This is a genomic window from Neorhizobium sp. DAR64872/K0K18, assembly GCF_050500175.1.
In the GTDB taxonomy this organism is placed as follows: domain Bacteria; phylum Pseudomonadota; class Alphaproteobacteria; order Rhizobiales; family Rhizobiaceae; genus Neorhizobium; species Neorhizobium soli.
The window spans coordinates 1,568,196-1,591,544 of the sequence record NZ_CP191446.1; the positions used below are offsets into that span (position 1 = coordinate 1,568,196).

The following is a 23,349-nucleotide window of genomic DNA, read 5'->3' on the forward strand; positions in this document are numbered from 1 at the left end:
GAGGACAGTTATGAAGTCTGACAATGATGTGGTGATTACCGGGGTCGGCATCGTGACCTCGCTCGGTGTCGGCATAGAGCCGCATGTCGCGTTTCTGACGGGATCGTCCATCGACGAGCCCAAGGTCGAAACGGAGCGTTTCAAACCCTATCCTGTCCATCCAATGCCTGAGATCGACTGGTCCGCACAGATCGCCAAGCGTGGCGATCAGCGCCAGATGGAAAACTGGCAGCGTCTCGGCGTGTTCGCGGCAGGCCTCGCTCTGGACGACGCCGGCTTGAAGACGGACGCGGATGCCTGCGCCTCGATGGATATGATCGTTGCCGCGGGCGGCGGTGAGCGCGACATCAAGGTCGACTCGCTGATTGTCGACGAAGCCCTGAAGCGTAATGACCGCGACATGGTTTTGAACGAGAAGCTGACGACCGAACTGCGTCCGACGCTGTTCCTCGCCCAGCTTTCGAACCTGATGGCCGGCAATATTTCCATCGTCCACAAGGTCACGGGTTCCTCCCGCACCTTCATGGGCGAAGAATCGGCCGGCATTTCCGCCATCGAAACCGCCTTCCACCGCATCAAGGCGGGCCAGTCGAGCCACAGTCTCGTCGGTGGCGCCTTCGTGGCGGAACGGGCCGATATTCTTCTGCTGGTCGAGGGCATCCGTGCCCACGCGACAGGCGAATGGCAGCCATTGTGGTCTCGCTCGCCGGACAATGGCGGCGGCATGATCACCGGTTCGGTCGGCGCCTTTCTCGTTCTCGAATCCCGCGGCTACGCGCAGGCGCGTGGTGCACGGATCTATGCAACGATCGATGCCGTCGAAGGCGATCGCGGCAAACGCGACGATGGCGGGCTGGAGAAGCGCATGTCGCGGCTCACCGCCCACGGCACGCCAGGGGCAGAAACTGTCGTGTTCTCCGGCGCGAGCGGTCTGGTCGATCTTGCCAAGCGCGAAAAGACAGCGCTCGAGCAGGCTTTCCCGGGTTCCGCGATCCGCGGCTTTGGCGGTGTTACGGGCCACGCGATGGAAGCGCAGTTCCCGCTCGGCATCGCTCTTGCGGCGCTGACGCTCGAATCTGCCGCCAAAGTGCCGGCCTTCGACGCCGCAAACGAGACGCAAATGGCGTCCCCGGCAAAACAGGCGATTGTCACTACAGTTGGATATACGCGCGGCGAGGGGATTGCTGTCCTCTCTGCTGAAGCGTGAAGGAGACAGTCATGACCGACAACCGCTTTACGGATCATCTCGGGCGGCCCATCGTCGCGGTCACCGGCATGGGCGTCATCACCTCGCTTGGCCAGGGCCTTGAGGACAACTGGTCAGCGCTGACCTCGGGCACGTCGGGCATCCACAAGATCACCCGCTTCCCGACTGAAGGGCTTTCGACCCGCATCAGCGGCACGGTGGATTTCATCAAGGTGCCGGCCGAAAACTCCGTCGAGCGCTCGTTTGCCTTTGCTCGCGAGACGACCGCAGAGGCGCTGGCACAAGCCGGGCTGTCGGGCGATTTCGACGGACCGCTGTTTCTGGCAGCACCCCCGGTCGAACCCGAATGGTCCGACCGTTTTGCGCTTGCAGACCGTGCGCCGCCATCGACGCAGGAGGGCGATGCCTACGATCGCTTTCTGACGGCCATGCGCGAGCGTCCCGATCCTGTCTTTCTAGAAGCCGTCCAGTTCGGATCGATTTCGGAGCGCCTGGCAGACAAGTTCGGTACCCGTGGCCTGCCCGTAACGCTGTCCACCGCCTGCGCCTCCGGTGCAACCGCGATACAGCTCGGTGTCGAGGCGATCCGCCAGGGCCGTACAGACAAGGCGCTGGTCGCGGCGACCGACGGATCGGTCAGCGTCGAGGCACTCGTGCGCTTCTCGCTTCTGTCTGCGCTTTCGACGCAAAATGATCCGCCGGAAAAGGCGTCCAAGCCGTTCAGCAAGGATCGCGACGGCTTCGTCATCGCTGAAGGCGCGGCAACGCTTGTCCTGGAATCGCTGCAGTCGGCCATCGCCCGCGGCGCTAAAGTGCTCGGCATCGTCAAGGGTCTCGGCGAAAAGGCCGATCACTTCCACCGCACCCGCTCGTCCCCGGATGGCGGCCCGGCGATCGCCACGATCCGTGCGGCGCTTGAAGATGCGGGCATGGACGAAACCGGCATCGGCTATATCAACGCCCACGGCACCTCGACGCCGGAAAACGACAAGATGGAATACAGCTCCATGCTGGCGGTGTTCGGCGAAGGGTTGAAGGGCATTCCGGTGTCTTCGAACAAGTCGATGATCGGTCACACGCTGACGGCGGCTGGTGCTGTCGAAGCCGTGTTCTCGATCCAGACGATGCTGACCGGCACTCTGCCGCCGACGATCAACTACACCAATCCCGATCCGACGATCGAGCTGGATGTGGTGCCGAATGTGAAGCGGGACGGTGCCCCAAAGGCGGTTCTGTCCAATTCCTTCGGCTTCGGCGGCCAGAACGCCAGCCTTGTCATGACGCTGGAACCGGCGTAAGGCGAGCCCCCAAGAGATTTGGTAGAGCTAGAACGCCCCAACGGGCGGAGGATGACCTGTTATGCGCGCGCTGCAACTGATTGATGACCGCAAGCTTGAAGCTGTCGATATTCCCGAGCCGGAAGCGCCGGGTCCCGGCGAAGTCACGTTGCGCGTCAAGGCTGTTGCCCTCAACCATATCGACGTCTGGGGCTGGCGCGGCATGGCATTTGCCAAGCGCAAGATGCCGCTGACGATCGGTGCCGAGGCCTCTGGTGTCGTGGAAGCCATCGGTCCGGGCGTTTCGAATGTTCTGCCCGGCCAGCTCGTGTCGATTTACGGCGCCCGTACCTGCGGTCTCTGCAAGGCGTGTCGCGAAAAGCGCGACAACCTCTGCGAGAACGTGTCCGGTGTCCACGGCTTCCATCTCGATGGCTTCGCGCAGGAAAAGGCCAATCTTCCGGCCCGTCTTCTCGTTCCGGCACCTCCGGGCGTCGATGCCGTTGCAGCAGCACTCGCGCCTGTGACCTTCGGTACGGTCGAGCATATGCTGTTCGACAACGCCAAGCTTCAGCCTGGCGAGACGATCCTCATTCACGCCGGCGGCTCGGGCATCGGATCTGCCGCCATCCAGCTCGCGAAGAAAATGGGCTGCACGGTCATCACGACAGTGGGCTCGGACGACAAGATCGAGAAGGCCAAGGCACTCGGCGCGGATCATGTCATCAACTACCGTGTGGATCGGTTCGAAGGCGTGGTGCGCAAGCTGACCAAGAAGAAGGGCGTTGATGTCGTCTTCGAACATGTCGGCAAGGATACCTGGGCGGGTTCCATGTTGTGCATGAAGCGCGGCGGACGCCTCGTCACTTGCGGGTCCACCTCGGGTGTTTCCACCGACCTCAATCTGATGATGCTGTTCCAGCAGCAGTTGAAGCTCATCGGCTCGTTTGGCTGCCGCATGGAGAACATGGCCGATGCCATGCAGAAGATGGCCCAGGGCATCGTTCATCCGGTGATCGACACAGAAGTCACGTTCGATGAAATCCACAAGGCACTTGCCCGCATGGAGAGCCGCCAGATCTTCGGCAAGATCGTCCTGAGGATGGACTGACCACGGATGAAGATGGTCATTACCCGGATTGTTCTGAAGCTTATCCACTTCCGCCAATGGCTGGTGGCGCAGCTCACGTTCGGGCTGCTGAATTTCCTGAAGATCTTTCCGGCGGATCCGGCGATCCGGTTTGCCGATCGCTTCGCACGCTACATCGGGCCGAAATTCTGGCGTCATAAACTGATGATGACCAATCTGCGCAACGCCTTTCCGGAAAAGGGTGAGGCGGAGCTGCAGGAGATCGCTGTCGCGAGTTGGGGACACATGGGCAGGCTCGCCGCCGAATATGTCTTCCTCGACCGGCTGTTCGATTTCGACCCCGAACAGGCAGAGCCGGGCAGGGTGGAAGTCTCGGGCACCCCGATCTTCCTGGACCTGCGCGACAACCCACGTCCGTTTATCGTCTTTACCGCCCACACCGGCAATTTCGAGCTCCTGCCTGTCGCCGGCAAGGCCTTTGGTCTCGAGGTCATGGTGTTGTTCCGTCCGCCGAACAACCCTTACATCGCCGATAAGGTCTTCTCGTTCCGCAGTGCCCGCATGGGGCAGCTCGTGCCGTCGCATGCGGGGTCATCGTTCTCGCTGGCAAGGCGCCTGGACGCGGGCGGGGGGGTCGGTGTCCTCGTCGACCAGAAGTTCAGAAAAGGCTTGTCGACCAATTTCTTCGGACGCCCTGTTAAGACGAACCCGCTTCTTGCCAAGCTCGTGCGTCAGTTTGATGCGGATGTCTATCCGGCCCGCTGCATCCGTCTCCCGAACAATCGTTTTCGCCTTGAGATAGAGCCTCGCATCGAACTTCCGCGCGACGAACGCGGCAATCTCGACATTCAGGGCACGTCTCAGGTCCTGAATGACAAGGTCGAATCCTGGGTGCGGGAATACCCTGAACAGTGGCTGTGGTATCACGACCGCTGGCACATCAAGAAAACGGTCACAGATTGATTTCCTGAGGCCACAATTCTCGTGGGTTGCAAGCGTCTACGGGTATTTACCGGCCATTTTTAGGGGCCGTTTTTGAGACTACATTTAACGTGTGATGTATTATACGAGATTGGACGCAGTCGTCTCAGAGGGCCACGGCTGACGTGAGGCTCGTGTGGAGAGGGCATTGTCTTGCAAGCATTGATCGATCTTTTCTGGTCGAAATATGGAGAGCTACAGCAGGCGATCGACCGCGAAGACGAGGCTTTGACAGCCAGTCTCGACCGCGAACTTGATCCTTTGCTCCTAGCGATCTTTGGCAGCGCCGAATCCGATGCCGGCAGCATTCAGGCCCAGTTCCGTTTTGCGCTCGACCTCCTGAATGAGGAAGCGGACGATCGCAGCTGCGTTCGGCGCAACGCTCACCTCCTGCAGACCCTGGTCGAGCGGTATCTTGCACCGCAGACGACCTGTACGGAAGCGCCGGGAGCTCCCGGTGAGGGGCAGGACCAATCGTCGCCGATCGACCAAGCCGTCTCCAGCGGCATTCTCGACGATTCCCTCCTGAACCAGCTTTCGGACCGCATTCTTGTCGTCGCTCCCGGTTACCGCATTCTCTATTCCAACGAGACGAACGCGCAGCGGCTGAACATTCCCCGTGAGGAACTCGTCGGCCGGCATATCGGGGAATTTGTCGGTCTCCATCGATTTCGAAACGAGTTCAAGCCGAACCTGGACCGCTGCTTCGAAGGCGAAAGCACGTCGGTCACCTATGCAGATCAAGTCGGAGGCGAGACGCTTGTGCTTCGCTGCCGCATGTCGCCGTTCCAGCGGTCCTCAACGATGATCGGTGTTCTCCTGATCATTCAAGAGACCGCCGATCGGCGGAAGAGGCCTGCGGCCTGACGCTGAGCGTTCCATGATTGCCTTCAGCGACTGCAGATCCTTAAGGACATGCGCGGCATCCGTTTCGTGCGCCGCATCATCGGTACCGGGTTGGCGCAAAAGGGTGAACAGAACTTCAGCTCCATCACCGTTCGGTATGATACGCAGCGCGTTGTCCATCGAGAGCCCGTTTTCCAACGTGACCCTGTGATCGATCACGCCGAAGTCGTTGTCGGAAGCGAAGCGAACCCGGATTGTTCCAACCGGACCGCCATCGCCAATCCAGTCTTCGCCTTCGGCGCGCAGGTCTGCGGCAAGACCGGAAGCCCAGCTTGCCATGTTTTCCGGACGCCTTGCAAATGCGTAGACATCCCTCCAGTTCCGCTCGATCGAGAGGTGGATTACGCGTGCGGGCATGACCGTCATGAAGGCCTCCTTGGGTTCTACGCCGAGTGGCATGCCACTCGGAAATTCTCTTGATCGCACGAGCCGGCGCATCCGCGAATAAACGGGCTCGCTTTCGTCTTAGCCTTGCCGTTTGGAAACGAGGATGCCAAAACAGCGTCAAATTAAAACTGGAGGCATATCCGTGGAACAGGCAGAAATCGGTCTTATCGGTCTTGGCGTTATGGGTGCAAACCTCGCGCTCAACATCGCGGAAAAAGGCAACAAGATCGCCGTCTTCAACCGGACAGCGGAAGTTACCAAGAAATTCTACGCCGAGGCGGGCGCGTTGCAAGGCCAGATCGTTCCTTGCGAGACCTTGGAAGAATTCATCGCTGCAATCCGGCCCCCACGCCCGATCATCATCATGATCAAGGCCGGCGATCCGGTCGATCAGCAGATGGAGCTCCTGAAGCCCTATCTTTCGCAGGGCGACATCATGATCGATGCCGGCAACGCCAACTTCCGCGATACGATGCGCCGTTTCGAAAACCTCGAAGGTTCCGGCCTGACCTTTATCGGCATGGGCGTATCCGGTGGGGAAGAAGGCGCACGCCATGGACCGTCGATCATGGTCGGCGGTGCTGAGGAAAGCTGGAAGCGTGTCGAAAAGGTGCTGACCTCGATCTCCGCGAAATTCCACGATGAACCCTGCGTCGCCTGGCTCGGTGAAAACGGTGCCGGTCATTTCGTGAAAACGATCCATAACGGCATCGAATACGCTGACATGCAGATGATTGCCGAAATCTACGGCATCCTGCGCGATGGTCTCGGCATGGGCGCCACCGAAATCGGCGACGTCTTCGGCAAGTGGAATACCGGCCGCCTGAATTCGTACCTGATCGAGATTTCGGAAAAGGTCCTGAAGGCAAAGGACCCGATCTCCGGCAAGCCGATGGTCGACGTGATCGTTGATTCCGCCGGCCAGAAGGGCACCGGCAAGTGGTCGGTCATCGAAGCCCAGAACATGGGTGTCGCGGCAACCGCGATCGAGGCCGCTGTCGCCGGGCGTGTTCTGTCGTCTCAGCGCACCGAGCGCCTCGCCGCAGAAAAGCAGTTCGGATTGCCGAAGTCGATCGATGCGCCGGCAGACAGCGCGGCGTTCCTCGCCGATCTCGAAAACGCGCTGCTTGCGGCCAAGATCGGCGCCTATGCGCAGGGCTTTGCAGTGATGGCTGCCGCCTCCAAGGAGTACGGGTGGAACCTGCCGATGCCGACGATCGCCAAGATCTGGCGCGATGGCTGCATCATCCGTTCGGCCTTCCTCGATGAGATCACCTCGGCCTTCTCGAAGGACCCGGATGTTGCAAACCTGATCGTGACACCGGCATTTGCCCAGATGGTCGCAGACACCGACGGCGCACTTCGCCGCGTTGTCTCCTATGCCGTCATGTCCGGCCTGCCGGTTCCGGCACTCTCGTCCGCGCTGTCCTACTTCGATGCCTACCGTCGTGGACGCGGCACTGCGAACCTCATCCAGGCGCAGCGCGACTTCTTTGGTGCCCACGGTTTCGATCGCCTCGACGGCGTCGACAAGCACCATGGCCCGTGGGGCAGCGGACTAGCCGACTTCGCCTAAGACTATTTTGCAAACACCGAAAGCCCGGCCAAGCGCCGGGCTTTTTGCATTCGATCAGTCCTGGGGTGACTTGATCGACCATTCCGGTTGGCTGACGCTTTGCAAAAGCTCTGGGGCCGCCCCATCGATCCGGGCCAGCAAAGCCTTTGCAAGTTCCCGTCCCGCCCAACGGATGTCCTCGTTTACGGCAAGGATTTCCGGCCTGATCCAGTTGAGAAATTCGGCCGACTGCTTTGAGACGATATCGACATTGCGGCCGAGTTTTCGACCGGAAGCTTCAAGGCCTGAGGCGATCGCGATCGTTGCAGAGCCGCTCATCGAAATGATTCCATCAGGCGGTTGCGGAAGCCGCGACAGCTTCTCCGAATAGGCTCTGATATCCTCCAGCGACGTCTCCGTCGTGATCCGTCCCATCGGCACCTCGCTCAGGCCAAAGTCGGCTAGCGCCCGTTCGAAGCCGATGCGGCTATGGGTATAGTAGGCAAACCTGCTCTGTGGGGCGAGCAGACAGATATGCCGCCTGCCTCGCTTGGCGAGCCGCTCGACCGCCTGATAGGCAAACGCCGTGTTGTCGAAGTCGTGGTAGGGGTGCTCGATCCCCATACTGGTTCGGCCGTGGGTGACGAAAGGCAGGTTGCGCTCCGTCATCAGCCGCACACGCGGATCGTCCGGCTCGATCCTCGAGATGATCACGCCATCTGCCGATCCCGTATCGAGGATATAGCGCACCGGCACCATCGGGTCTTTCTCGAACGAGTGGGGCGTCAACACGAGGTGGTATTGCGTGCCCCCGAGAACCTCGGAAATGCCCTGCACCATCTGGCTGGAAAAGCCCATCAGTTCCTGTTCGATGCTGAGCACGAGCGCGATCACATTGGTCTTGCCTGTGCGCAACCGGACGCCCGCCCGGTTCGGGTGATAGCCGAGCTGGCCGGCCACAAGTCGAACGCGTTCCTTCGTATCGGCCCCGATGTCGGGTGCATCCTTGAGGGCCCGCGACACCGTCGTGATACCCAGCCCCGTCATGTAGGCAATTGTCTTAAGGGTCGGGCGTTGATTGCCGATCGTCCCAAAGGATCTACGTTTGTCTTCATCCATGGCTGCAGCTTTCTCGGAGATCACCGGCGACTGCGACCTTCTCCACAAGCACCGTTCATACGGTAAAAAACTGCAACGATACAGTCCTATTTTCGCTGAAAACCAACGACTTGCCGTCGATATACCCATTACAACGCAGACGCACAATTCTTTTGCGTCTGCGAAGAAGGATCAATTCAATAATCCTTTAAAGCATTGTTATGTAACGAGATAAGTGCATCAACACGAAGCACGCGGGCTGCTGTCGGACATCGCTGCGAACCTGCTCCGAATCTTTCACGCGATTTTCGGTTGCCCTCCATCGATGTTTGTCCTAGCCTTTTACTGCAACGTTTCAGTGAGGGAGGAGACTCATGCGCATCCGTGCTTTTGCAGCCGCTATGGCTGCCACCGTGGCATTGCCGTGCTTTGTTCAGGCAGCCGATCTTGAGGTCACCCATTGGTGGACGTCGGGGGGAGAGGCTGCAGCTGTCAAGGAACTGGCGAGCGCTTTCAATGCTACCGGCAACAAATGGGTTGATGGTGCCATCGCAGGTTCGGGAGGAACCGCGCGGCCGATCATGATCAGCCGGATCACCGGTGGTGACCCGATGGGCGCCACGCAGTTCAACCACGGCCGGCAGGCCGAAGAACTGGTCCAGTCAGGTCTCATGCGAGACCTGAGCGATGTGGCTGAGAAGGGCAAGTGGAAAGAGGTTATCAAGCCTGCCAACCTGCTCGACAGCTGCACGTTCGAGGGCAAGATCTATTGTGCCCCGATCAACATCCACTCGTGGCAATGGCTGTGGCTCTCGAACGCAGCCTTCAAGACGGCAGGCGTTGCCGTTCCGAAGGACTGGAACGAGTTCGTCGCAGCAGCGCCCGCGCTCAAGAAGGCCGGTATCCAGCCTTTGGCACTGGGTGGTCAGCCGTGGCAGGCCAATGGCTTGTTCGATACCTTGCTGATCTCGCTGGGCGGCAAAGACCTCTACGAGAAGGTCTACAAGGACAAGGACGCAAAGGTTGCTGCAGGGCCTGAAATGGCCAAGATCTTTGCAGCAGCCGACAAGGCACGCGAACTCGCCAAGGGTTCGAACGTACAGGACTGGAACCAGGCAACCAACATGGTGCTGACCGGCAAGGCCGGTGGCCAGGTCATGGGTGACTGGGCACAGGGCGAGTTCTCGTTGGCAGGAAAGACTGCCGGCACCGACTACACCTGCCTGCCAGGGCTCGGCATCAACGACGTGCTCACCACCAACGGCGATGCGATCTATTTCCCATTGCTGAAGGACGAGGCAAAATCGGAGGCGCAGAACGTTCTCGCCGAAACGATCGTCGATCCCAAGCTACAGGTCGCGTTCAACCTGAAAAAGGGATCGGTTCCGATCCGTGGCGATATCGACATGGCAGCCGCCAACGACTGCATGAAGAAGGGTATCGCGATCATCGCCAAGGGTAACACCGCCATTAGCACCGACCAGCTTGTCTCTGCCGATACGCAGAAACAGAAGGAAGATCTGATGTCGGAGTTCTTCAGCAGCTCCATCTCCGTGAAGGATGCTCAGGCGCGCTTCGTCGATATCATCAGCTCTGCGGACTGACACCGCTTTCAATCGCTGACCTTGACCGGCCCCGCATCAGCGCGGGGCCGGCCCGGAAACCTGCGGCCTTCACGCTGCAGCCGATCGAGGACAACACATGGCGAAAACCCATCAATCTGCCAGACCAAATCAGCTTTTTCGCAACCTGAACTCGAAAATTGCCTCCATCCCGATGATCTTCGTCGCGCTGGTAATTTTCCTCGGCGGTTCCGTCTGGACCGTCATCTACTCCTTTACCAATTCGAGACTGCTGCCGCGCGCAACATTCGTCGGGTTTGATCAGTACGAGCGCTTGTGGGGCTCGGCACGTTGGCTGATCTCCATCCAGAATCTCGCGATCTACGGCATCCTGTCGCTGATCTTCAGCCTCGTTGTCGGCTTTGTGCTCGCCGCGCTGATGGACCAGAAGATCCGCTTCGAAAACGTTTTCCGGACGATCTTTCTCTATCCGTTCGCGCTGTCCTTCATCGTCACCGGCCTCGTCTGGCAATGGATCTTGAACCCCGAATTCGGCATCCAGCACATCGTCCGGTCGCTCGGTTGGGAGACCTTCGAATTCAATCCGGTCTATGACCCCGACATCGTCATCTACGGCATCCTGATTGCCGGGCTGTGGCAGGGCACGGGGCTCGTCATGTGCCTCATGCTCGCAGGTCTTCGCGGCATCGACGAGGATATCTGGAAAGCGTCGCGCGTCGACGGCATTCCGATGTGGCGGACCTACCTCTTCATCGTCATCCCTATGATGCGTCCGGTTTTCATCACCACGCTGGTCATCATCGCGAGCGGCATCGTCAAGCTCTACGATCTCGTCGTGGCGCAGACCTCAGGCGGACCCGGCAACGCGTCCGAAGTGCCCGCGAAATACGTCTACGACTACATGTTTCAGGCGCAGAACCTTGGCCAGGGCTTTGCCGCATCGACCATGATGCTGCTGACCGTCGCCATCATCATTGTCCCATGGGCTTATCTCGAATTCGGAGGGCGCAAGCGTGGCTAACGTTTCCACTTTCGACACCACATCGACCGTCGTCACAGATGCTACCGTGCTGGCCGCAACCCCGTCGCGTGCACTGGACGGTCCGAGCGGTCGCAAACCAAAGCGCCGGCTTTCACGCCGCAATATCATGCTCTACGGCACGCTCGGCCTTGCGGCGCTTTACTACCTTCTGCCGCTTTACGTGATGGTCGTGACATCGCTAAAGGGCATGCCCGAGATACGCATGGGCAACGTCTTCTCTCCGCCCATGGAGATCACGTTCGAGCCCTGGGTAAAGGCATGGGCAGAAGCCTGCACCGGCCTTAATTGCGACGGCTTGTCACGCGGCTTCTGGAACTCCGTCCGCATCCTTTTGCCATCTGTGGTGGTCTCGATCTTCATCGCCTCGGTCAGCGGCTACTCGCTCGCCAACTGGCGGTTCAAAGGGTCGGAACTGTTCTTTTCCATCCTGATCATCGGGGCCTTCATTCCGTATCAGGTTATGATCTATCCGATCGTCATCATCCTGCGTGAAATGGGGATCTACGGAACCCTGACCGGCCTCATCATCGTCCATACCATCTTCGGCATGCCGATCCTGACGCTGCTGTTCCGCAACTATTTCACCTCGCTGCCCGAAGAACTGTTCAAGGCGGCGCGCATCGATGGTGCCGGGTTCTGGCAGATCTACGGGCGCATCATGTTGCCCATGGCACTGCCGATCTTCGTCGTGGCGATGATTCTGCAGGTCACCGGCATCTGGAACGACTTCCTGTTCGGCGTCGTCTTCACGCGGCCCGACAGCTACCCGATGACGGTGCAGCTCAACAACATCGTCAACTCCGTGCAGGGGGTGAAGGAATACAACGTCAATATGGCGGCAACGCTCCTGACCGGTGCCGTTCCTCTCATCGTCTATTTCGTATCCGGCCGCCTTTTCGTCCGCGGCATCGCCGCTGGCGCAGTGAAGGGATGACCCCATGACCGATCTTTCCGTCCAGACACCACACACCAACGCATTTCCCCCAGGTGCAACCTCGTTGCCCGAACCCTCCACCGTATCCGGCGAGCACAGCGTCTCGATCCGCGACCTGTCGCTGTCCTTCGGGGCGGTCACGGTTCTCGAAGACCTGAACCTCGACATTCACGATGGTGAATTCCTTGTTCTGCTCGGTTCCTCCGGCTGCGGGAAATCGACGCTCCTCAACTGCATCGCCGGCCTGCTGGAGCCGACCGATGGCCAGATCTTCATCAAGGGTCGCAACGTCACCTGGGAGGAACCCAAGGATCGCGGCATCGGCATGGTGTTCCAGTCCTATGCGCTTTACCCGCAGATGACGGTGGAAAAGAACCTGTCCTTCGGCCTGCGGGTCGCCGGACTGCCGAAGGAAGACATCGCCAAACGCGTCGCGCGTGCTTCGGCGATCCTGCAGATCGAACCGCTTCTGCAGCGAAAGCCGGCAGCTCTTTCCGGCGGCCAGCGGCAGCGTGTCGCCATCGGCCGTGCGCTGGTGCGCGATGTCGACGTCTTCCTGTTCGATGAGCCGCTTTCCAACCTGGACGCAAAGCTCAGATCCGAGCTGCGTGTCGAGATCAAGCGGCTGCATCAGCAGCTCAAGAACACGATGATCTACGTGACCCATGACCAGATCGAGGCACTGACGCTGGCCGACCGCATCGCCATCATGAAGAGCGGTGTCATCCAGCAGCTTGCCGACCCGGTCACAATCTACAACCGACCGAAGAACAAGTTCGTCGCGGGCTTCATCGGTTCACCCTCGATGAATTTCCTGGATGGCGAGCTGGCGGAAGAGGGCGGCCGTCCTGTGTTCAAGACGAACGGTGTCAGCTTCCTGCTCGACGGTTACAGCGCTTCGGAACCGTTGACGCCCGGGCGCAAGGTCGTTCTCGGTGTCCGTCCGGAACATATCAAGGTCGATGCCGATATCGCCGGTGAGGAAGTCCATGAGGCGATCGTCGACATTGAGGAGCCGATGGGTGCTGACAATCTCATCTGGCTGAAACTCGCCGCCCACACACTGTCCGTCCGTGTCGGCGGGGCCCGTCGTTACGCCGTCGGATCGAAAGTCCGCCTCGGTTTCGACATGACCATGGCGTCGCTTTTCGATGCGGCGACGGAGGAGCGGATCTGATCCGCAGCTTTTCAATAGTTCACCTCCTCCCCGGAGAGTGACCGGCTGCGGAGAGCGGTATTCTCGCTTTCCGCGGACCAAAGTTTCATTTCAAGGAGAATGACATGACGACGCTCGGTTTCCAGCTTTACAGCGCCCGCAATTTCCCGCCGCTATCCGATGTTCTGAAACTCGTGGCCAGTCACGGCTACCGTGAGGTCGAGGGCTATGGCGGTCTCTACGGAACGCTCGACGAGGCCGGTCTTCAGAAGTTTCGTGCAGATCTCGATGCCAACGAACTCACGATGCCGACAGGCCATTTCGGTCTCGATCTCCTCGAACAGGAGCCCGACCGAGCACTGCTGATCGCAAAGACGCTCGGCATCAGTGCCATCTATTGCCCCCATCTCGCAGCCGATCAGAGACCCACGGATGCGGAAGGGTGGTTTGCCTTCGGTCAGCGCCTGCAGGAAGCCGGAAAACGCTATCAGGACGCCGGCTATACATTCGGCTGGCACAACCACGATTTCGAATTCAAGCAGCTGCCGGATGGCTCCACGCCACAGGAACAGATCTTTGCCGGCGGTCCTGATCTGAGCTGGGAAGCGGATATCGCCTGGGTCGTTCGTGGTGGTGCGGATCCGTTCACCTGGATCGAAAGCTACGGCAAGAAGATCTCGGCAGTCCACGTCAAGGACATCGCGCCGGTCGGCGAGAATACCGATGAAGACGGATGGGCCGACGTCGGCCATGGCACCGTGCCGTGGAAGGATTTGATGGCGGCACTGAAGAACACACCCGCCAAGCACTTCGTGCTGGAGCACGACAACCCGAAGGATATCGAGCGGCTCGCATCCCGTTCGATGGCCGCCTTCAAGACCTACTGAATTCAGATATTGGATCGGAGTTTCCCATGACCAAGGAACTTGGCGTCGGCATCATCGGATGCGGCAACATTTCCATGACCTATTTCGCGCTGTCTCCGCTGTTTAAGGGGATCAAGGTTCTGGCCTGCGCCGACCTCAATCCCGAGGCGGCGCGGTTGCGGGCAGCAGAATACGGGGTGAAGGCGCAGACCATTCCGGAGCTGCTCGCCAATGACGAGCTGGACGTGATCGTCAACCTGACGATACCGGCCGCGCATTTTGAGGTCTCGAAAGCCATTCTCGATGCCGGCAAGCACGTCTATTCCGAAAAGCCGCTGACCATAACGCTGGAAGAGGGAAAGCAGCTGCAGGCGCTTGGACGGGAAAAGGGACTGGCGATCGGTTGCGCGCCGGACACCTTTTTGGGCGGCGCGCACCAGCTGGCCCGAAAATTCATCGATGACGGCGGCGTTGGACGCATCACGTCGGGTACATGCCATGTCATGAGCCCGGGCATGGAAATGTGGCACCCGAACCCCGGCTTCTTCTTTCTCAACGGCGGAGGTCCGATCCTCGACCTCGGGCCGTACTATATCGCCAACCTCGTCAACTTCCTCGGCCCCGTCAAACGGGTCGCGGCATTGACGTCGATGGCCAATCCGACGCGCACAATCACCAGCGAACCGCTGAAGGGCCAGAGCATCCCGGTCGAGACCCCGACCAACATCCACGCTCTGCTCGAGTTCGCGGCAGGCGCAACCATCACCCTCTCGGCCAGCTGGGATGTCTGGTCGCATCGCCATGCCAATATGGAACTCTACGGCACGGAAGGCTCGATCTACGTCCCCGACCCGAACTTCTTCGGTGGCGTGGTGGAAGCAAGCGGCCGCGACAAGGATATCCAGCCGCTCAAGGACTGGGATCATCCTTTCAGCAAAAACAACCAGGAGCATCCGACGAACGGTCCGCGTGCAAACTATCGCACCGCAGGTCTGGCCGACATGGCCATGGCACTGATCGAAGGGCGCGACATTCGCTGCTCGATCGACCGGGCGCTGCATGGCGTCGACGTCATGACCTCGATCCTCAAATCCGGAGAAGAGGGCAATTTCGTTGCGACCACAACGACCTGCACTCAACCGGCCGCGCTCGGCATCGATGAAGCGCTGGCGCTTCTTGTCTGATACTCTATGACGTGCACGGCGCCGAAGAAGAGGTCGGCGCCGTTTTTCATTCGGAGGAATTTTCAGAGATGGCTTGGCACCCGGCGGATAACCGCTACGACACCATGAAATACAATCGCTGTGGCCGATCCGGCCTCAAACTCCCGGCGATCTCGCTCGGCCTGTGGCACAATTTCGGTGATGACACGCCGCACCAGCGCAAGATCGATATCTGCAGAAAAGCCCTCGATCTCGGCATCACCCATTTCGACCTTGCCAACAATTATGGCCCGAAGGCTGGCAGCGCCGAAACGGCCTTCGGCCAGATCCTGCGCGATGAGTTTCATGGACTGCGGGATGAGCTGATCATCTCGACGAAAGCCGGCTACAACATGTGGCCCGGCCCCTATGGCGAATGGGGCAGCCGCAAGTACCTGATCGCGTCCTGCGACCAGAGCCTGAAGCGCATGGGTCTGGACTATGTCGATATCTTCTATTCGCACCGCTTCGATCCGGATACGCCGCTGGAAGAGACCTGCGGCGCACTGGATCACATCGTTCGCTCGGGCAGGGCGCTCTACGTCGGCCTCTCGTCCTACAATTCGCAGCGCACCCGGGAGGCTACGGCGATCCTGAAGGCTCTCGGAACGCCGGTTCTCATCCACCAGCCGAGCTATTCCATGATCAATCGCTGGGTCGAGGAAGACGGTCTGCTCGACACGCTGGATGATCTCGGCGTCGGCTCGATCGTGTTTTCGCCGCTGGCTCAGGGCATGCTCACATCGAAATATCTGGGCGGTATTCCAGAAGACAGCCGTGCCGCCCAGGGCAAGTCGCTGCGCCCGGCCTTCCTCAACGACAAGAATGTCGAGAACCTCAAAGGTCTGAACGCCATTGCCGAAAGGCGAGGCCAGACGCTGGCGCAGATGGCGCTTGCATGGGTGCTGCGCGGCGGCCGCGTGACGACGGCCCTGATCGGCGCCAGCCGCCCGGAACAGGTCGAGGATTGCGTCAAGGCGCTCGAGAACCCGGAATTCACGGCAGCTGAACTGGCCGAGATCGACGGTTACGCCAAGGAGGCCGATATCAACCTCTGGGCAGCGTCGGCCGAACGCGAGGGTCCCGCCCGCAAGTGAACCTCCCCACAGCGGGAGACACGGGTGCAGACTGAGGAGAGAGCAGTCTGCGCCCTGAGACTTTACGACCACCGGAGGAAATCCATGATCCGCAATCCGATCCTGCCGGGTTTCAATCCCGATCCATCGATCTGCCGTATCGGCGAGGACTATTATATCGCGACCTCCACATTCGAGTGGTATCCGGGCGTTCAGATCCACCACTCCCGCGACCTCGTGAACTGGACGCTCGTGCGGCGGCCTCTGGAGCGGAAAAGCCAGCTCGACATGCGCGGCAATCCCGATAGCTGCGGCGTCTGGGCACCGTGCCTCTCCCATGCGGATGGATTGTTTTGGTTGGTCTATACCGACGTGAAACGGTTCGACGGCAGCTTCAAGGACGCTCACAACTACATCGTCACATCGCCGACGATCGAAGGGGATTGGTCCGACCCGATCTATGTCAATTCCTCCGGCTTCGATCCGTCGCTGTTTCACGACGACGACGGGCGCAAGTGGTTCCTGAACATGCAGTGGAACCACCGGACCGAGAGCTTTGGCGGTGCACCGAAATCACCGGCGTTCGATGGCATCCTCATGCAGGAATGGGACGCCGAGACGAAGACGTTGAAGGGTTCCATCAGCAACATTTTCCCGGGCAGTCCGCTCGGCCTCGTCGAGGGCCCGCATCTCTTCAAACGCAATGGCTGGTACTATCTGACGACGGCAGAAGGCGGCACAGGCTATAACCACGCCGTAACGATGGCCCGGTCCAATTCGATCGGCGGCCCTTACGAGCTACATCCCGCGAGCCACCTCATCACGTCCAGGGATGCACCGGAAGCTTTGCTGCAGCGGTCCGGACACGGGCAATATGTGGAGACGCCGCAAGGCGAGGTCTATCATACACATCTTTGCAGCCGACCGATCGAACCGCATCGCCGCTCACCGCTCGGGCGCGAGACGGCGCTGCAGAAATGCGTCTGGAAGGACGACTGGCTCTATCTCGAACATGGCGGCGTGGTTCCAGCCGTCGACGTCCCCGTGACGAATGGCGCCGATGTGGCTCAGGATACCGGTCGCGTAGCGCACCGGTTCGACACGGCGGTGCTGCCGAGCGAGTTCCAGTGGCTGCGCACACCCGAGCCGGAGCGGATCTTCAGCCTGACGGAACGCCCCGGACATCTGCGCCTGATCGGCCGCGAGAGCATCGGTTCCTGGTTCGAGCAGGCGCTGGTCGCCCGCAGGCAGGAGCACCATCGCTACCGCGCCGAGACGGTGGTCGATTTCTTACCCGATACGTACCAGCAGGTGGCAGGCCTTACCCACTACTACAATCGCCACAAGCTGCATGCGGTTGCCGTCACGCTGCACGAGAAGCTTGGCCGCGTCGTAACGGTACTGTCATGCCCCGGCGACTTCCCTCATGCAAAGCTCGTCTGGCCAGCCGGAAGCGGCGTGCCGGTGCCGGACGGACCGGTGCATCTGGCAATTGAGGTCGATGACAATGATCTCCAGTTCTTCTGGCGCGCCGGTGGAGCGAACGACTGGGAGCCGATCGGACCGATGCTGGACGCCTCTGTCATCTCAGACGAAGGTGGACGCGGCGAGCATGGCTCATTCACCGGCGCGTTCGTGGGCGTGTTCGCCTTCGATACCTCAGGTCGTGCGAAAGCCGCTGATTTCGACGACTTCGTATACGAGCCAATCGTATGAGAAGCTCCCGTAGCGCTTAACTTCCTGCGATAAGATATGACGCCAAGGCACTAGGATCATTACATAATTTTAATCTTCCATTCATATGGCGTTCATCGGTTGGGCTCTAATTCTCTCGTGTGTTCAATACGAGGAAACAACCATGAAGAAGTTCATCATTGCCATGCTCGCCGCTACCGTTCTGGTCGCGCCGATCGCCTCCACAGCGCAGGCGCAGGATTGGCGCAAGGGTCCGGAGCATCACCGCCCGGCCGGCAAGCATGTCGTCATCGAAAAGAAGAAAGTCGTCGTCACCAAGAAGCGCTGGGTGCGGGGTCATCGCATGTCGGCCGCTGAGCGCCGCCATATGGCGGAAGTCCGCGATTATCGCCGCTACCGCCTGTCGGCCCCGCCGCGCGGTCAGCGTTGGGTCAAGGTGGATAACGACTTCCTGCTCGTCGGCATCACCAGTGGCGTAATCGCAAGCATCATTTCCGGCCGATAAATTGAGTTGGGGGACGTCGAGTGTTCGACGTCCCCCAACTGTTTGTCTCAACACGGGGCACTGCAGGTCGCAGCACCGCGAATTTCTTGGAGATCAGGAAGCCTGCGAGAGGCAGGTCTTCAATGAGGTTGCGAGACCGCGCATCATCTCGAAGTAGAGATCAGGCCCCTCGGTCAGTGCTCCGGCTTCCGGATCGAGAACGCCGGACCGGGCCTTGCTTCCTTCCGTCACCACCTTCACCAGCTTCGGCTCGAACTGCGGCTCCGCGAACACGCAGGTGGCACCAAGCTCCTCCACCTTCTGATGGATTTCCTTGACCCGCTCTGCGCCGGGAATGGATTCGGGGCTCACCGTGATCGATCCCGCAACCTTCACGCCGTAGCGGTTCTCAAAATACTGATAGGCATCGTGGAAGACGATAAACGGCTTGTCCTTGACCGGCTCGAGCGTGGTCTTCAGTTCCGTATCGAGTGCATCGAGCCGCTTCATCAGGTCTGCTCCATTCGCCTGATATGTCGTCGCGTTTTCCGGGTCGGCCTGCACGAGCGCCTTTTCGATCTCCTGCGCCATCGCCTTGGCATTCATCGGGTCGAGCCACAGATGCACATCGTTGCCGTCATGGTCGTGATCGCCGTCATCTTCCGCGGCGGCGGCGTGATCCTCGCTGCCGTGGCTATGTCCGTGATCATGGCCTTCCTCTTCGGCTTCCGGCTCGAACACACCGCCCTCGCGGAACTTCAGTTTGGTCAGGCCCGGCGCGTCTTCCAGGCTTACCACGGCAGCCTTGGCGCCGAGCGCCTCAAGCGGCTTTTCCAAAAACGCTTCCATGCCATGGCCGACCCAGAAGATCAGGTCGGCTTTCTGCAGGGCCGACGCGTTGGATGGGCGCATGTTGTAGGTATGCGGGGAGGCCGCGCCCTCGACGATCAGCTTCGGCTCGCCCACGCCTTTCATGACCGAGGCGACCAGCGAATGGATCGGCTTGATCGAGACCACGACGCTGGGTGCATCGGCAAATGCGTTCGATGCGGTCATCAGGGCCGAGCATGAGAGGAGGAGGGTTGCGGCAAATTTCATCGGATAGCTCCTTGTGAAATGACGTAATGTTATTACATCAATTGCGTTATGCTATAACGTGTGCCATGAGGGTCTGCAAGAGGCCTGACAACAGGATTTTTAGACGACCATGCTGATGAGAAACCGGGCCGACCTGCCGCTTGGAGATCATGCAAAGGCCGCAGCGAAACTCGTATCGCTGTCGAATGCCGGCATTTTCCGGGATAATCGCTGGCTGGTGCGCGGCGTCGATCTGTCGATTGCCCGCGGCGAAGTGGTGACGCTGATCGGACCCAATGGCGCCGGCAAGTCGACGACCGCCAAGATGGCGATTGGTGTCCTGAAGGCAGACGAGGGTGCCGTTACCCGTAGCCGCGACCTGCGCATCGGCTATGTGCCGCAAAAGCTTTCGATCGACTGGACGATGCCGCTTTCGGTTCGTCGCCTGATGCGGCTGACGAGCTCGATTTCCGATCAGGATACGATCGCAGCGCTCGAAGCGACCGGCATCGCGCATCTGGCAGACGCCGAAGTCCGGCACCTGTCTGGCGGCGAATTCCAGCGCGCGCTGCTGGCCCGCGCCTTGGCACGCAAGCCGGACCTGCTGGTGCTGGACGAGCCGGTGCAGGGCGTCGATTTCGCTGGCGAGGCAGCGCTCTACGATCTGATCCGCAAGATCCGCACCACGACGGGTTGCGGCATCCTGATGATTTCGCATGATCTGCACATGGTGATGGCGGGGACCGACACGGTGATCTGCCTCAACGGTCATATCTGCTGCCGTGGCACGCCGGAAGTGGTCAGCCAGAGTTCTGACTATGCCAAGCTGTTTGGCGCCAATGGCCGTGCGCTCGCAGTCTATAGCCACAATCACGACCATACCCACCTGCCGGACGGCCGGGTCCAGCACCGCGACGGCTCGATCACGGATCATTGCCACCCCGAGGACGGCCACCATCACGAGCATCACGCCGGGCACGACCACGAGCATGGTGACCACAAGCACCATCACGATGGTGCTCACGACCATCACCACGATGGCGACCACGCCCACCACCATCACGGCGAGGGCAAGCCTCATGCTTGACGACTTCTTCACTCGCGCACTAATCGCCGGCGTCGGCGTGGCGCTGACAGCCGGACCGCTCGGCTGTTTCGTCGTCTGGCGCCGCATGGCCTATTTCGGCGATACGATGGCGCATTCGGCGCTGCTCGGCGTGGCGCTGTCGCTGTTTTTCGAGGTCAATCTTCTTCTGTCGGTGTTCGGCGTCGCCGTCCTCGTCTCCGGCCTGCTGCTCCTCCTTCAGCGTCGCCAGTCGCTCTCAGCGGATGCTCTGCTGGGGATCCTCTCGCATTCGGCTCTGGCGATCGGCCTTGTCCTCGTTGCCTTCATGACCTGGGTTCGGATCGATCTGATCGCCTTCCTGTTCGGCGATATCTTGGCGGTCACGCCATCCGATATCGCGCTCATCTGGGGTGGCGGTATCGTCGTCGTCGCAGCGCTCGCATTCCTCTGGCGCCCGCTCATCGCATCGACAGTGAGCGAAGACGTGGCGGAAGCCGAAGGCATGCGGCCGGCTCAGGCAAAACTGTTCTTCATGCTTCTGATGGCGCTGGTCATCGCGATCGCCATGAAGATCGTCGGCATCATGCTGATCACCTCGCTGCTGATCATTCCGGCCGCGACGGCCAGACGCTTTTCGGCGAGCCCCGAATGGATGGCGGTCTTCGCCTCGCTGATCGGCGCTGCGGCGGTTGTCGGCGGTCTTTTCGGCTCTTTGACCTATGATACGCCGTCCGGCCCTTCCATCGTGGTGGCCGCACTCCTACTTTTCATCATGAGTTTGCTTCCCGCCTTCGGCCGCAAAACGAATGAGCGGGCAACCAATAAAGGAGTGCGCGGATGAACGCCCCGATCGTCAATCCGGCCCTGACCAAGAACCAGTCGCTGGTGTTTGAGGCACTGGACCGTGCCGATGGGCCGCTCAGCGCCTACACGATCCTTGACAAACTGCGCGACCACGGCTTCCGTGCACCGCTTCAGGTTTACCGTGCGCTCGACAAGCTGACAGAATTCGGCATGGTTCACCGGCTGGAAAGCCTCAATGCATTCGTGGCCTGCGCGCACCGAGAAAGCGCGTGCTGCGGCAAGGGGCACGGCCACGGCACGGTTGCCTTCGCAATCTGCGAAAGCTGCAGCCAGGTCATGGAATTCCACGATCATGAGGTCGATCACCACCTCACGGATTGGGCATCCAGCAAAGGCTTCAAGCCATCAAAGACGACGATCGAGATCCGCGGCATCTGCGAGAAATGTGCCGCGTAGTCACACCGGCCTGAGATCGCGGGAAAACCGTTTCCAGTTTTCCACATAGCGCGCCGCAGATTGCTGCAGCCGTTCGACAGCGTCATCATCCAGCGTACGGATCGCCTTGGCAGGCGAGCCGACGATCAGTGAATTGTCGGGGAATTCCTTCCCCTCGGTCACAAGCGCATTCGCGCCCACCAGGCAGTTGCGGCCGATCCTTGCGCCGTTCAGAATGGTAGCACCCATCCCGACAAGCGAATTATCGCCGATGATGCAGCCATGCACGATCGCATGGTGGCCGATCGTGCAGTCCGAGCCGATCACGACGGGGTAGGCGGGATCGGTATGCACCATCACGCCCTCCTGAATGTTCGACCGCGCGCCGACGGTGATCGGCTCGTTGTCGCCGCGAAGCGTCACGCCGAACCAGATGCCGACATCCTCGCCCAGTTCCACCTTGCCAATCACGTTCGCATCCGGCGCGATCCAGAAGCGGTCGGCAGAGGGGAGTTTAGGCTGGAATTCACCAAGCGCGTAGATCGGCATCTGTTGAACCCTGATTTGTGCTTCAGACCACGGTGAGAGAGAGTTCTCCGACACCCTCGGCGCTGCAGGTAATCGTGTCGCCCTTGATGATCGGACCGACGCCGGCCGGCGTCCCGGTCATGATCACGTCACCAGGTGCAAGCACGAAAAGCTTCGACAGTTCGGCGATGATTTCCGGCAGTTTCCAGATCATCTGGTTAAGGTTGCCGGACTGTTTGCGCTCGCCATTGACCTCGAGCCAAATCGCACCTTCCTGCGGATGTCCGATCTTTCCGGCCGGGACGAGCGCGGAGACGGGCGCCGAATGCTCGAACGCCTTTGCCGATTCCCACGGCCGGCTCATCTTCTTCGCCTTGTCCTGCACATCGCGCCGCGTGAAGTCGATGCCGATTCCGTAGCCATAGACCTTGGACAGGGCCTCTTCGACCGGAATGTCGGCGCCGCCATCGGAAAGCGCCATCACCAACTCGACTTCGAAATGCACATCGGAAGAGACTGGCGGGTATGGAAACGTGTCGCCATGATAGAGATTGTCGGCATTCTTCTGAAAGAAGAAGGGCGGCTCGCGTGACGGATCATGGCCCATTTCGATGGCGTGGTCGGCATAGTTGCGGCCGACGCAATAAACCCGGCGCACCGGAAACTGTTCGGTCTCGCCCTCGACATCAAGAAGCACGGGCTGCGGGGCAGGGATCACGGTAGCGCGCATCGAAAAAAATCCTCCGGTCATCAATATGCGTCCTTTGTCCACCAATTCGGCCGACAATCCTAGCCCGATTTCTGCACAGCCGTACGGCTGGCGTGAATTTTCGCTTTGCTATAAGGGAAAGCGCATTCGGCAAATATGCCGGCCATGCAACCGAACAAGGGCCGGCGTGT

General features: G+C 60.1%; 23 protein-coding genes. 18 read left to right on the forward strand and 5 right to left on the reverse strand.

All coding sequences use genetic code 11. The features are described 5' to 3' along the window. The first annotated feature begins 10 nt into the window (after positions 1-10). From ACQY1P_RS13210 to ACQY1P_RS13230, 5 genes are all read left to right on the forward strand, one after another. Positions 11-1,207 (forward strand): beta-ketoacyl-ACP synthase, encoded by a 1,197-nt coding sequence (locus ACQY1P_RS13210; protein ID WP_430256581.1) that lies wholly within the window; start codon positions 11-13, stop codon positions 1,205-1,207. An 11-nt stretch (positions 1,208-1,218) separates the two neighbouring features. Continuing rightward, a complete protein-coding gene (locus ACQY1P_RS13215) occupies positions 1,219-2,505 on the forward strand; it encodes a beta-ketoacyl-ACP synthase (RefSeq protein WP_430256582.1) in 1,287 nt (428 codons plus the stop codon). A 61-nt stretch (positions 2,506-2,566) separates the two neighbouring features. Further along, a complete protein-coding gene (locus ACQY1P_RS13220; RefSeq protein WP_062457160.1) occupies positions 2,567-3,595 on the forward strand; it encodes a zinc-binding dehydrogenase in 1,029 nt (342 codons plus the stop codon). A gap of 6 nt (positions 3,596-3,601) precedes the next feature. Next, a complete protein-coding gene (locus ACQY1P_RS13225; RefSeq protein ID WP_062457157.1) occupies positions 3,602-4,537 on the forward strand; it encodes a lipid A biosynthesis lauroyl acyltransferase in 936 nt (311 codons plus the stop codon). Positions 4,538-4,708: 171 nt separating this feature from the next. Then, positions 4,709-5,422, forward strand: a complete 714-nt coding sequence (locus ACQY1P_RS13230; protein ID WP_430256583.1) for a PAS domain-containing protein — start codon at positions 4,709-4,711, stop codon at positions 5,420-5,422. Here the strand turns inward: ACQY1P_RS13230 and ACQY1P_RS13235 are convergent. Further along, positions 5,354-5,827 carry an SRPBCC family protein gene (locus tag ACQY1P_RS13235; protein ID WP_430256584.1) on the reverse strand — a complete coding sequence of 158 codons (474 nt, stop codon included), beginning with the start codon at positions 5,825-5,827 and terminating at the stop codon, positions 5,354-5,356. The genes ACQY1P_RS13230 and ACQY1P_RS13235 overlap by 69 nt on opposite strands. A gap of 163 nt (positions 5,828-5,990) precedes the next feature. Between ACQY1P_RS13235 and gndA the strand changes: the two genes are divergently transcribed. After that, positions 5,991-7,424: an NADP-dependent phosphogluconate dehydrogenase gene (gene gndA / locus ACQY1P_RS13240; RefSeq protein ID WP_430251824.1), complete on the forward strand. Its 1,434-nt coding sequence runs from the start codon at positions 5,991-5,993 to the stop codon at positions 7,422-7,424. 54 nt (positions 7,425-7,478) lie between these two features. Here gndA and ACQY1P_RS13245 read toward each other — a convergent pair whose 3' ends face one another. Beyond that, the gene (locus ACQY1P_RS13245; protein WP_062581404.1) at positions 7,479-8,522 is read right to left on the reverse strand and encodes a LacI family transcriptional regulator; all 1,044 of its coding nucleotides are present in this window, start codon (positions 8,520-8,522) and stop codon (positions 7,479-7,481) included. 353 nt (positions 8,523-8,875) lie between these two features. On the opposite strand from ACQY1P_RS13245, the gene ACQY1P_RS13250 reads away from it, so the two are divergent. The 9 genes from ACQY1P_RS13250 to ACQY1P_RS13290 all read left to right on the forward strand — a co-directional run bounded on the left by ACQY1P_RS13250 (position 8,876) and on the right by ACQY1P_RS13290 (position 18,560). Continuing rightward, positions 8,876-10,105, forward strand: coding sequence for an ABC transporter substrate-binding protein (locus ACQY1P_RS13250; RefSeq protein ID WP_430256585.1), 1,230 nt, complete (start codon positions 8,876-8,878; stop codon positions 10,103-10,105). A gap of 97 nt (positions 10,106-10,202) precedes the next feature. Beyond that, positions 10,203-11,105: a carbohydrate ABC transporter permease gene (locus ACQY1P_RS13255; RefSeq protein WP_062457134.1), complete on the forward strand. Its 903-nt coding sequence runs from the start codon at positions 10,203-10,205 to the stop codon at positions 11,103-11,105. Further along, positions 11,098-12,060, forward strand: coding sequence for a carbohydrate ABC transporter permease (locus ACQY1P_RS13260; protein WP_430256586.1), 963 nt, complete (start codon positions 11,098-11,100; stop codon positions 12,058-12,060). The genes ACQY1P_RS13255 and ACQY1P_RS13260 overlap by 8 nt, the downstream gene beginning before the upstream one ends. 4 nt (positions 12,061-12,064) lie before the next feature. Beyond that, complete coding sequence (locus ACQY1P_RS13265; RefSeq protein ID WP_174196694.1) at positions 12,065-13,237, forward strand: ABC transporter ATP-binding protein; 1,173 nt, start codon at positions 12,065-12,067, stop codon at positions 13,235-13,237. A 104-nt stretch (positions 13,238-13,341) separates the two neighbouring features. Then, complete coding sequence (locus ACQY1P_RS13270; protein WP_430256587.1) at positions 13,342-14,103, forward strand: sugar phosphate isomerase/epimerase family protein; 762 nt, start codon at positions 13,342-13,344, stop codon at positions 14,101-14,103. Positions 14,104-14,129: 26 nt separating this feature from the next. Then, positions 14,130-15,266 carry a Gfo/Idh/MocA family protein gene (locus ACQY1P_RS13275; RefSeq protein ID WP_430256588.1) on the forward strand — a complete coding sequence of 379 codons (1,137 nt, stop codon included), beginning with the start codon at positions 14,130-14,132 and terminating at the stop codon, positions 15,264-15,266. A gap of 68 nt (positions 15,267-15,334) precedes the next feature. Beyond that, the gene (gene mgrA / locus ACQY1P_RS13280; protein ID WP_430256589.1) at positions 15,335-16,381 is read left to right on the forward strand and encodes an L-glyceraldehyde 3-phosphate reductase; all 1,047 of its coding nucleotides are present in this window, start codon (positions 15,335-15,337) and stop codon (positions 16,379-16,381) included. A gap of 84 nt (positions 16,382-16,465) precedes the next feature. Next, complete coding sequence (locus ACQY1P_RS13285; RefSeq protein ID WP_430256590.1) at positions 16,466-18,076, forward strand: glycoside hydrolase family 43 protein; 1,611 nt, start codon at positions 16,466-16,468, stop codon at positions 18,074-18,076. A 142-nt stretch (positions 18,077-18,218) separates the two neighbouring features. Further along, a complete protein-coding gene (locus ACQY1P_RS13290; RefSeq protein ID WP_062457117.1) occupies positions 18,219-18,560 on the forward strand; it encodes an RcnB family protein in 342 nt (113 codons plus the stop codon). Between the two features lie 93 nt (positions 18,561-18,653). Here ACQY1P_RS13290 and znuA read toward each other — a convergent pair whose 3' ends face one another. After that, entirely contained in the window at positions 18,654-19,637 is a 984-nt protein-coding gene (gene znuA, locus ACQY1P_RS13295; RefSeq protein ID WP_430256591.1) for a zinc ABC transporter substrate-binding protein ZnuA, read from the reverse strand. Positions 19,638-19,752: 115 nt separating this feature from the next. On the opposite strand from znuA, the gene ACQY1P_RS13300 reads away from it, so the two are divergent. The 3 genes from ACQY1P_RS13300 to ACQY1P_RS13310 are packed head-to-tail and all read left to right on the forward strand — an operon-like array spanning position 19,753 to position 21,942. Next, positions 19,753-20,703 (forward strand): ATP-binding cassette domain-containing protein, encoded by a 951-nt coding sequence (locus ACQY1P_RS13300; RefSeq protein WP_425503224.1) that lies wholly within the window; start codon positions 19,753-19,755, stop codon positions 20,701-20,703. Continuing rightward, positions 20,696-21,523, forward strand: a complete 828-nt coding sequence (gene znuB / locus ACQY1P_RS13305) for a zinc ABC transporter permease subunit ZnuB (protein ID WP_113112170.1) — start codon at positions 20,696-20,698, stop codon at positions 21,521-21,523. Before ACQY1P_RS13300 ends, znuB begins: the two co-directional genes overlap by 8 nt. Beyond that, positions 21,520-21,942: a Fur family transcriptional regulator gene (locus ACQY1P_RS13310; RefSeq protein ID WP_430256592.1), complete on the forward strand. Its 423-nt coding sequence runs from the start codon at positions 21,520-21,522 to the stop codon at positions 21,940-21,942. Before znuB ends, ACQY1P_RS13310 begins: the two co-directional genes overlap by 4 nt. On the opposite strand, the gene ACQY1P_RS13315 is transcribed toward ACQY1P_RS13310, so the two are convergent. Continuing rightward, the gene (locus tag ACQY1P_RS13315) at positions 21,943-22,470 is read right to left on the reverse strand and encodes a gamma carbonic anhydrase family protein (RefSeq protein ID WP_430256593.1); all 528 of its coding nucleotides are present in this window, start codon (positions 22,468-22,470) and stop codon (positions 21,943-21,945) included. 22 nt (positions 22,471-22,492) lie between these two features. Next, the gene (locus ACQY1P_RS13320) at positions 22,493-23,179 is read right to left on the reverse strand and encodes a fumarylacetoacetate hydrolase family protein (protein ID WP_430256594.1); all 687 of its coding nucleotides are present in this window, start codon (positions 23,177-23,179) and stop codon (positions 22,493-22,495) included. Positions 23,180-23,349: the final 170 nt, after the last annotated feature.

Bases quoted from the DNA above. Each gene is read 5' to 3' on its own strand.
- ACQY1P_RS13210 (WP_430256581.1), top strand. From the start codon at position 11: ATGAAGTCTGACAATGATGTGGTGATTACCGGGGTCGGCATCGTGACC.
- ACQY1P_RS13215 (WP_430256582.1), top strand. From the start codon at position 1,219: ATGACCGACAACCGCTTTACGGATCATCTCGGGCGGCCCATCGTCGCG.
- ACQY1P_RS13220 (WP_062457160.1), top strand. From the start codon at position 2,567: ATGCGCGCGCTGCAACTGATTGATGACCGCAAGCTTGAAGCTGTCGAT.
- ACQY1P_RS13225 (WP_062457157.1), top strand. From the start codon at position 3,602: ATGAAGATGGTCATTACCCGGATTGTTCTGAAGCTTATCCACTTCCGC.
- ACQY1P_RS13235 (WP_430256584.1), bottom strand. From the start codon at position 5,827: ATGACGGTCATGCCCGCACGCGTAATCCACCTCTCGATCGAGCGGAAC.
- ACQY1P_RS13245 (WP_062581404.1), bottom strand. From the start codon at position 8,522: ATGGATGAAGACAAACGTAGATCCTTTGGGACGATCGGCAATCAACGC.
- ACQY1P_RS13250 (WP_430256585.1), top strand. From the start codon at position 8,876: ATGCGCATCCGTGCTTTTGCAGCCGCTATGGCTGCCACCGTGGCATTG.
- ACQY1P_RS13255 (WP_062457134.1), top strand. From the start codon at position 10,203: ATGGCGAAAACCCATCAATCTGCCAGACCAAATCAGCTTTTTCGCAAC.
- ACQY1P_RS13265 (WP_174196694.1), top strand. From the start codon at position 12,065: ATGACCGATCTTTCCGTCCAGACACCACACACCAACGCATTTCCCCCA.
- ACQY1P_RS13270 (WP_430256587.1), top strand. From the start codon at position 13,342: ATGACGACGCTCGGTTTCCAGCTTTACAGCGCCCGCAATTTCCCGCCG.
- ACQY1P_RS13275 (WP_430256588.1), top strand. From the start codon at position 14,130: ATGACCAAGGAACTTGGCGTCGGCATCATCGGATGCGGCAACATTTCC.
- mgrA (WP_430256589.1), top strand. From the start codon at position 15,335: ATGGCTTGGCACCCGGCGGATAACCGCTACGACACCATGAAATACAAT.
- ACQY1P_RS13285 (WP_430256590.1), top strand. From the start codon at position 16,466: ATGATCCGCAATCCGATCCTGCCGGGTTTCAATCCCGATCCATCGATC.
- ACQY1P_RS13290 (WP_062457117.1), top strand. From the start codon at position 18,219: ATGAAGAAGTTCATCATTGCCATGCTCGCCGCTACCGTTCTGGTCGCG.
- znuA (WP_430256591.1), bottom strand. From the start codon at position 19,637: ATGAAATTTGCCGCAACCCTCCTCCTCTCATGCTCGGCCCTGATGACC.
- ACQY1P_RS13300 (WP_425503224.1), top strand. From the start codon at position 19,753: ATGAGAAACCGGGCCGACCTGCCGCTTGGAGATCATGCAAAGGCCGCA.
- znuB (WP_113112170.1), top strand. From the start codon at position 20,696: ATGCTTGACGACTTCTTCACTCGCGCACTAATCGCCGGCGTCGGCGTG.
- ACQY1P_RS13310 (WP_430256592.1), top strand. From the start codon at position 21,520: ATGAACGCCCCGATCGTCAATCCGGCCCTGACCAAGAACCAGTCGCTG.
- ACQY1P_RS13315 (WP_430256593.1), bottom strand. From the start codon at position 22,470: ATGCCGATCTACGCGCTTGGTGAATTCCAGCCTAAACTCCCCTCTGCC.
- ACQY1P_RS13320 (WP_430256594.1), bottom strand. From the start codon at position 23,179: ATGCGCGCTACCGTGATCCCTGCCCCGCAGCCCGTGCTTCTTGATGTC.